Source organism: Paracoccus aerius, assembly GCF_014656455.1.
Classification (GTDB): Bacteria; Pseudomonadota; Alphaproteobacteria; order Rhodobacterales; family Rhodobacteraceae; genus Paracoccus; species Paracoccus aerius.
Genome location: NZ_BNCL01000002.1, coordinates 400,256 through 408,260, shown reverse-complemented (window position 1 = coordinate 408,260; position 8,005 = coordinate 400,256). Strand labels below are relative to the sequence as shown.

The window sequence follows — 8,005 nt, the reverse complement described above, 5'->3', positions numbered from 1 at the left end:
ATCCCGCTTCCGTTCCGTCCCGCCAGCGTTCCCGCCTTCGGTGAAGCGGTATTTACGGAGGACAAAGACAGAGAGCAAGAGGGTCAGGCGAAGTTTTTTCGCAGAATGGTCACATTTCATGCAAACATCTGATTTTGCGCAATAATTATTTCACTGTCGCGGCTTGGCCCCAGCGGATGGGCCTAGGGATGGCGACTCGCAGGCCCAGAAGAACCAGAATCGCCGACAGCCACAGGACAGGTTCCAGGGGGAAGGTCTTAAGCGCCCAGATCCAGTGCAGGGTGACCAGGGGTGCGGCGATGTAGGCCAACTTGTGCAGCCTGCGCCAAGCCGTCCCGCCCATCCTGCGGATCGAGGCATTGTTCGAGCTAACCGCCAGGGCCAGCAGCATCAGGAAGGACACCATGCCAAAGACCAGGTAAGGCCGCTTGACCACGTCCCGCGCCATTGCGCCCCACAGCAGCGCCATGTCCATCACCGCCCAGGACAGCACATGCAGCCCCGCATAGGTGAAGCACAAAAGCCCGAGAGCGCGGCGGAAGCGGATGAAGCTGACCCCCGTGATGCGCAGCACCGGCGTCACGGCCAGGCTGGCGATCAGGAAGTACAGCGCGGTCCGCCCCAGCCTGTGTTCGATGTCGCGGATCGGGTCGATTCCCAATCCGCCATAAAGCGTGTCCCAGACCAGCAGCGCCAGCGGCACCAGCCCGCCCAGCCACAGGGCCCAGACCGGGATGACCCGCAGCCATCCGTTCACGGCGGCACGCATCAATAATTCCTTGCCAGATCCATCCCGGCATAAAGCGAGGCGACCTGATCGCCATAACCGTTGAACATCTGCGTTTCCTCGCGCCCGCCAAACAGGCCCGCGCCGATGCGGCGCTCGGTGGCCTGGCTCCAACGCGGGTGATCGACCTGCGGGTTCACGTTGGCGTAGAAGCCATATTCCGAAGGCTGCATCTGTTCCCATGTGGACATGGGCTGGCGGTCGGTCAGCGTGATCTTGACGATCGACTTGATCGACTTGAAGCCGTATTTCCAAGGCACCACCAGCCGGATCGGGGCGCCGTTCTGGTTGGGCAGCACGTCGCCGTAAAGCCCGACAGCCAGGATCGTCAGCGGATGCATCGCCTCGTCGATGCGCAGGCCTTCCTTGTAGGGCCAGTCGAGGATCGGGCGGGACTGGCCGCGCATTTCTTCCGGGCGATACAGCGTTTCGAAAGCCACGAACTTGGCGCCGGGCTGGACGCCCGCCTTTTCCAGCACGCCCGCCAGCGGCACGCCGATCCAGGGGATCACCATCGACCAGGCCTCGACGCAGCGCAGGCGATAGATCCGCTCCTCGAGCGCGTTGGCGGGGGCAAGGTCGTCCACACCATAGCTGCCGGGCCGATCGACCAGGCCGCCGATCTCGACCGACCAGGGATCGGTGGTCATGGCGCCCGCGTAGCGAGCGGGATCGGTCTTATCCATGCCGAATTCATAGAAGTTGTTGTAGTTGGTGATCTCTTCCAGCGTGTTCGGCTTCTGGACGGTCGAATAGGCCGACGGCTTGCCGGTCAGGGCCCAGGCGGGCGCCGCCATTGTCACCGCCCCTGCCGCGATAAAGGCGCGGCGGTTGAGGTATTGGGCTTTCGGGGTAACGTCGGACCAGCGAAGTTTCATGACTCTCTCCCACAGGATGCCGCATCAGGATACTGACGCAAAAACGCCCCGGGCAGGGCATCACGTTCACTTTACACTGACAATTCAATCAAGCCGCTGCGATTTCGCGCAGGAAGGCCGCGCCGAAGCGGTCCAGCCGCGCCTGGTCCAAGTGGCGGGCCAGCCCGGCCTCGTCGCCGGGACGGGCCTCGGCGATGCGGCGGATCTGGGCGGTGGAACAGGACAGCGGCTTTTCCGTTCCGTCCGGCCCGCGCAGAAGATCCGCCTGCACCGCGACCAGCCGGTCGAACAGCGCGCCTTCCGGGCGGCCCGCCAGCTTGCGGCGCTGCGGGTGCATGTCGGGCACCTCGCCCGCGATCACCGCCAGGAAGTCGCGGCCATAGCTTTCCAGCTTCTTGGCCCCTACCCCGCCGACCTGGGCCATCTGGTCCAGGCTCTGGGGGCGCTTCTCGGCCATCTCGATCAGGGTGCGGTCGGGGAAGATGACATAGGCCGGCACGCGCGCGGCCTCGGCCAGGGCGCGGCGCTTGGCCTTCAACGCGGACAGCAGCGGCTCGTCCTCCTCGCTGACCTGGGTGCGCAGCACCGTGGCGGGGCGGGACGCGGTGGTGTCGTGGCGCAAGGTCACGCTTTCCTCGCCGCGCAGAACGGGATGGGCGGCCTCGGTCAGGTGGAGCGCGCCGTGGCGTTCCGGATCGGGGCGGCACAGGTCGCGGCCCATCATCTGCCGGAAGATCGCCTGCCATTGCGCGCGGCTGTGGTCGCGGCCCACGCCGAAGGTGGGCAACTGGTCATGGCCGCGTTCGCGCACCTTTTCGGTCGTGTTGCCGGTCAGGATGTCGATCAGATGCGTCGCGCCGAACCATTCGCCGGTGCGCAGGATGGCCGACAGCGCCTTGCGCACGGCTTGGGTCGCGTCGAACAGTTTCGGCGGCGCGATGCACAGGTCGCAGTTCCCGCAATCCTCGGCCAGATCCTCGCCGAAATAGGCCAGCAGCTTGCGGCGGCGGCAGCCGGTCGCCTCGGCCAGGCCCAGAAGCGCGTTCAGCCGGGCGTGGTCGGCAGCCTTGCGGGCGGGTTCGGCCAGACCCTCGTCGATCTGGGTGCGGCGCAGGCGGATGTCGTCGGGGCCATAAAGCGTCAGCGTATCGGCGGGATCGCCGTCGCGGCCCGCCCGGCCGATTTCCTGGTAATAGCCCTCGATGGTCTTGGGCAGGTCGGCGTGCAGCACCCAGCGGATGTCGGGCTTGTCGATGCCCATGCCGAAGGCGATCGTGGCGACCACGATCAACCCGTCTTCCCGCTGGAATCGCACCTCGACCGCGCGCCGCGTCTCGGCCTCGAGACCCGCGTGATAGGCCACCGCCGCATGGCCCGCCTGCGTCAGCGCCTGCGCCAGCGTTTCCGTTCGTGCCCGGCTGGCGCAATAGATGATGCCCGACTGGCCGCGCCGGGCGGCCACGAAATCAAGCACCTGCTTGCGCGGGCTGTTCTTGGGCTGGAAGGCCAGGCGCAGATTCGGCCGGTCGAAGCCACGCAGGAAGGTGACGGGTTCCTTGCCGTCGAACAGGCGCGAGACGATCTCCGCCCGCGTCTCGACATCCGCGGTCGCGGTGAAGGCCGCCAGCGGCACGCCCAGGGCCCGCTTCAGGTCGCCGATCCGCAGATAGTCGGGGCGGAAGTCGTGGCCCCATTGGCTGACGCAATGCGCCTCGTCCACGGCGATGGCCGTCACGCCCGCGCGCCGCAGCAGGGACAGCGTCCCGCCCGAGGCCAGCCGTTCCGGCGCCATATACAGCAGCTTCAACTCGGCCCGCGACAGGGCCTGAAAGACGGCGTCCGTTTCCTCGTCCGTGTTGCCGCTGGTCAGGGCGCCCGCCGCCACGCCCGCCTCGCGCAAGGCGCGGACCTGGTCGCGCATCAGGGCGATCAGCGGCGAGATGACAACCGTCACGCCGTCCCGCATCAGCGCGGGCAGTTGAAAGCACAGCGACTTGCCACCGCCCGTGGGCATGATCGCCAGCACGTCGCGGCCCTGGGCCACCGCCTCGACGATCTCTTGCTGGCCGGGGCGGAAACCGTCGAAGCCCCAGACCTGTCGCAGCAGGTCGCCGGATGGGTCCTGGGGCAGCATCACACCCCGTAGAAGAAGCCCGCGTTGTTCGCCAGGGCGCGCTGCAGGATGATGATGATGATGAACAGGACCAGTGGCGCCAGATCCAGGCCGCCGGTATTCGGCAGCACGCCCCGGATCGGGCGGTAGATGGGTTCCAGCAGGCGGTTCAACCCGTCCCACAGTTGCGCGACGAGCGGCTGGCGCAGGTTCAGGACCTGGAAATTGATCAGCCAGGACATGATGATATGGACGATCATCACGAACCACACCACCTGCAGGATCAGTTGCAAGGCCTCGTAAAGCGTTCCCATCATGCCCCCGTTTTTCGCGTTCGGGCTTGTTATGGGGATGCGCGCCGGGCTTCGCAAGCAAGTTGCCGCAGCGTCCCCCGTTGACGATCACGTGGGCCGGGGCGACGACCTTGGACCAGGCAACCGAAGGACCCGCGATGTATCCCCTGTTCCGCTTCGCCAAGGAGATGGTCAAGTTCCGCAATGCCCCGCGGCTCGGGGTGACGGGGACGCATGTCTCGACCCATGTCTGCTGGCCCTGGGATCTGGATCCCTGGATCGAGCTGAACAACGGCCGCACCCTGACCCTGTTCGACCTGGGCCGCATACCCATGGCGCAGCGCAGCGGGCTGATCCCGGTCCTGCGCAACCGCAAATGGGGCATCACCGTCGCGGGCAGTTCGGTCCGCTATCGCCGCCGCATCCGCGCCTTTGAACGCTTCACCATGATCTCGCGCGTGGTGGGCTGGGACCACCGCTTCATCTACATGGACCAGTCGATGTGGAAGGGCGGTGACTGCTGCAACCAGGTCCTGATCCGCTCGGCCATCACCTCGGCCCAGGGGATCGTGCCACCGGCCGAGGTGATGGCCGCGCTTGGCGCAGCCCCCGACAGCCCGCCCCTGCCCGACTGGATCGCCGCCTGGATCGAGGCGGACGGACAGCGGCCCTGGCCGCCCGTGCTTCCCCCTGACGCAAAAGCCCACTTGCCAGCCTGACGCCGCTTCGGCCTTATGGCCGCGAACGGCGCGCGAGGGGGGATGGACCGCAAACGGATCTGGGGTTGGTGGTTCTTCGACTGGGCCAGCCAGCCTTTTCATACGCTTCTGCTGACCTTCGTCTTCTCGGTCTATTTCGCCGAGGTCGCGCAGCGCCATTTCCTGACCATCGGCGGCGACCTGCGCCTGGCGGGGGCGCAGGCGCAGGCCCTGTGGGGATACGGACTGTCTGTCAGCGGCATCATCATCGCCCTGTGCGCGCCGATCCTGGGGGCGATTGCCGATACCTCGGGGCGGCGGATGCCCTGGATCCGGTTCTTCTCGATCCTTTATGTGGTGGGTTCTGCCGGGCTGTGGTTCCTGATGCCGCAGCAGCCGGCCCTGGTGCAGGCGGTGGTCCTGTTCGGCATTGGCCTGATCGGGGTCGAGTTTGCGACGATCTTTACCAATGCCCTGCTGCCGGGCCTGGCCCCGAGGGAAGAGATCGGGCGGCTGTCGGGATCCGGCTATGCCTTCGGCTATCTGGGCGGGGTCGTGTCGCTGGCCGTGATGCTGGCGCTGTTCCAGGAAACGCCGTCGGGCAAGACGCTGCTGGGGCTGGATCCGCTGTTCGGGCTGGACCCCGCCGCGCGGGAAGGCACCCGCTTCGTCGGTCCCTTCGTGGCGATCTGGTATGCCCTTTTCATGATCCCCTTCTTCCTGTGGGTGCGCGAACCCCGCGGCCCGGGCCAGCCGATCCGCATCGGCCCGGCCATGCGCGACCTGTGGGCGCTGATCCGCAGCCTGCGGCACCGCCACAGCCTGGCGGCCTGGCTGGCATCATCCATGCTGTCGCGCGACGCGCTGAACGCGCTTTACGGCTTTGGGGGGGTCTATGCGGCAACCGTGCTGGGCTGGCCGGTCTTCCAGGCGGGCGTCTTCGGCGTGGTCAGCGCAATAGCCGCGGCCATCGTCAGTTGGGCGGGCGGGCGCGCGGACCGTGCCTGGGGGCCGAAGCCTGTCATCATCGGCACGATCCTGATCCTGACCGGCGTCTGCGTCGTCGTCGTCGGCATGGACCGGGAAACGCTGTTCGGCATGGCGGTGCCCGACAACCCGGTCTTCGGCCGCCTTTATGTCCCGGATCTGGTCTTCTTTCTGTGTGGCGCGCTGATCGGCGGGGCGGGCGGCGCGATGCAGGCCGCCAGCCGCACGATGATGGTCCGCCACACGACCGAGGCACGCGCGACCGAGGGTTTCGGCCTTTACGCCCTGTCGGGCAAGGCCACCGCATTCCTGGCGCCGCTGCTGATCGCGGTGGTCACCGACATCAGCGGGAACCAGCGGTTGGGCATCTCTCCGCTGATCGTGCTGTTTATCCTGTCGGTTGTTCTGCTAGTCTGGGTCAAACCCGAAGGAGAGGTAGAGCAGTGATCCGCAAGTTCCTGACCGCCGCCGCCATCGTGGCTGGCCTTGTCATGCCCGCATCCGCCGACCCGCTGGCCAAGGATGTCTTCGGCAGCTTCCAAAGCGCATCGCAGGGGCCGGCCGTGTCGATCGGCTTCTATTCCAAGGGTTGCGGCCAGGGCTTCGTGCAGCTTCCCGAAAGCGGGCCAAGCTGGCAGGCCATGCGCCTGTCCCGCAACCGCAACTGGGGCCATCCCGAATTGGTCAATTTCCTGGTCGGTCTGTCGCAGGCTGCCCAGCAGGCGGGATGGCGGGGCCTTTACATCGGCGACATGAGCCAGCCGCGCGGCGGGCCGATGACCTCGGGGCATGCCAGCCATCAGTTGGGGCTGGACGCCGACATCTGGATGCTGCCACCCTCGTCCCTGAACCTGTCGCCCGCGCAGCGCGAAAGCATCTCGTCCGAGTCCATCACCGACCGGCGGGGCGTGGGCCTGACGAATGTCTGGAACGGCGGGCATATGTCGATCATGCGGGCCGCCGCCCGCGATCCGCGCGTGGAACGCATTTTCGTCGACCCGGTCGCCAAGGTCGCCATGTGCCAGATGGAGCGCGGCGACCGATCCTGGCTGCGCAAGGTGCGGCCCATCAACGCCCATAACTATCACTTCCATGTCCGGCTGTCCTGCCCGCGCGGGTCGATCTGCGACCGCCAGGATCCGCCGCCCCCGGGCGACGGCTGCGCCGAGGCCGCCGAGTGGATCAAGAACCGCATCGACCCAAGCCGCGTCAAACCCACGCCGCCGGACCCGAATTACCGCCATCCCCGGACCTTCCGTCTTTCCGAATTGCCCAGCCAATGCCGAACCGTCGCCGGCGCGCCCTAGGGGCGTTCCTGTCGCTGTTCCTGATCGCGGCCGGCGCCCCTGCGCCGGCCGCGTCGCTGGAATATGTGGGCACCTTTGTCTGGTCGGGCGATGACGACAGCTTCGGCGGCTTCTCGGGGATCGAACTCAGCGAAGACGGCAGCCGCTTCCATGCCCTGACCGACCGGGCCCATCTGTACTGGGGCAGCATCGAGCGGGATTCGCAGGGCGTCATCCGCGCGATGAACACGGCCGGACGCGCGCACCTGAAGGACAGCAAGGGCCGCCCCCTGCCGCCCGGCTATACCGGCGACAGCGAAGGGCTGGCCATCGGCCAAGACGGCCGCATCTGGGTCAGCTTCGAGGGCCTGGACCGGGTGGCCCTTTATGCCGATCCGGACGCACGGGCCAGGCCCATGAAACCGCCGCCCAAGCTGCCGGGGATGCGCCTCAATACCGGGCTCGAGGCGGTGGCGATCCGCGACGGCACGCTTTATGCCGTTCCCGAACGGTCGGGATCCGAGGCCGAGCCCTTCCCGATCCTGACCTTCCGCGACAACCGCTGGGGCCGGGCCGGAGAGATCCGCCGAGACCCGCGCTGGCTGGCCGTGGGCGCCGATTTCGGCCCTGACGGCTGGTTCTACCTGCTTGAACGCGACTTCCAGGGCATCCTGGGCTTCGCCTCGCGCGTCCGGCGGATGCAACTGACCGAAAACGGCCCGGCGAACGAGGAAATCCTGCTGACCACCCGGCCGCTGCAATACGACAACCTTGAAGGGATCGCGGTCTGGCACGACGGGCAAGGGATCAGGCTGACGATGATCTCGGACGACAACTTCCTGTTCGTGCAGCGCACCGAACTGGTCGAATACCGGCTGCGCGACTGAGGGTGTCTTGCGTCCCGCGATAGCAGGGGCGCTTCGCCCCCCTGCCCCCCGAGGATGTTTGCCCACAGAAGATGGG

The 8,005-nt window shown here is 67.0% G+C and carries 8 protein-coding genes; 4 read left to right on the top strand and 4 right to left on the bottom strand.

Going from position 1 to position 8,005, the window contains the following annotated elements; translation table 11 throughout:
- Positions 1–145: 145 nt before the first annotated feature.
- The 4 genes from msrQ to IE224_RS04130 all read right to left on the bottom strand — a co-directional run bounded on the left by msrQ (position 146) and on the right by IE224_RS04130 (position 4,092).
- On the bottom strand, positions 146–769 hold the full coding sequence (gene msrQ / locus IE224_RS04145; protein WP_191308257.1) for a protein-methionine-sulfoxide reductase heme-binding subunit MsrQ: 624 nt from the start codon (positions 767–769) through the stop codon (positions 146–148).
- Positions 769–1,665, bottom strand: a complete 897-nt coding sequence (gene msrP, locus IE224_RS04140; protein WP_191308255.1) for a protein-methionine-sulfoxide reductase catalytic subunit MsrP — start codon at positions 1,663–1,665, stop codon at positions 769–771. The genes msrQ and msrP overlap by 1 nt, the downstream gene beginning before the upstream one ends.
- A gap of 88 nt (positions 1,666–1,753) precedes the next feature.
- Positions 1,754–3,799: a DNA helicase RecQ gene (gene recQ, locus IE224_RS04135; RefSeq protein ID WP_191308254.1), complete on the bottom strand. Its 2,046-nt coding sequence runs from the start codon at positions 3,797–3,799 to the stop codon at positions 1,754–1,756.
- Positions 3,799–4,092 (bottom strand): YggT family protein, encoded by a 294-nt coding sequence (locus IE224_RS04130; RefSeq protein ID WP_167623339.1) that lies wholly within the window; start codon positions 4,090–4,092, stop codon positions 3,799–3,801. The genes recQ and IE224_RS04130 overlap by 1 nt, the downstream gene beginning before the upstream one ends.
- Positions 4,093–4,229: 137 nt before the next feature.
- Here IE224_RS04130 and IE224_RS04125 point away from each other — a divergent pair, with 137 nt between their 5' ends.
- The 4 genes from IE224_RS04125 to IE224_RS04110 are packed head-to-tail and all read left to right on the top strand — an operon-like array spanning position 4,230 to position 7,929.
- Positions 4,230–4,790 (top strand): acyl-CoA thioesterase, encoded by a 561-nt coding sequence (locus IE224_RS04125; protein WP_191308252.1) that lies wholly within the window; start codon positions 4,230–4,232, stop codon positions 4,788–4,790.
- A gap of 42 nt (positions 4,791–4,832) precedes the next feature.
- Entirely contained in the window at positions 4,833–6,203 is a 1,371-nt protein-coding gene (locus IE224_RS04120) for an MFS transporter (protein WP_191308251.1), read from the top strand.
- Positions 6,200–7,063 (top strand): penicillin-insensitive murein endopeptidase, encoded by an 864-nt coding sequence (gene mepA / locus IE224_RS04115; RefSeq protein WP_167620936.1) that lies wholly within the window; start codon positions 6,200–6,202, stop codon positions 7,061–7,063. Before IE224_RS04120 ends, mepA begins: the two co-directional genes overlap by 4 nt.
- Positions 7,036–7,929 (top strand): esterase-like activity of phytase family protein, encoded by an 894-nt coding sequence (locus tag IE224_RS04110; RefSeq protein WP_191308249.1) that lies wholly within the window; start codon positions 7,036–7,038, stop codon positions 7,927–7,929. Before mepA ends, IE224_RS04110 begins: the two co-directional genes overlap by 28 nt.
- Positions 7,930–8,005: the final 76 nt, after the last annotated feature.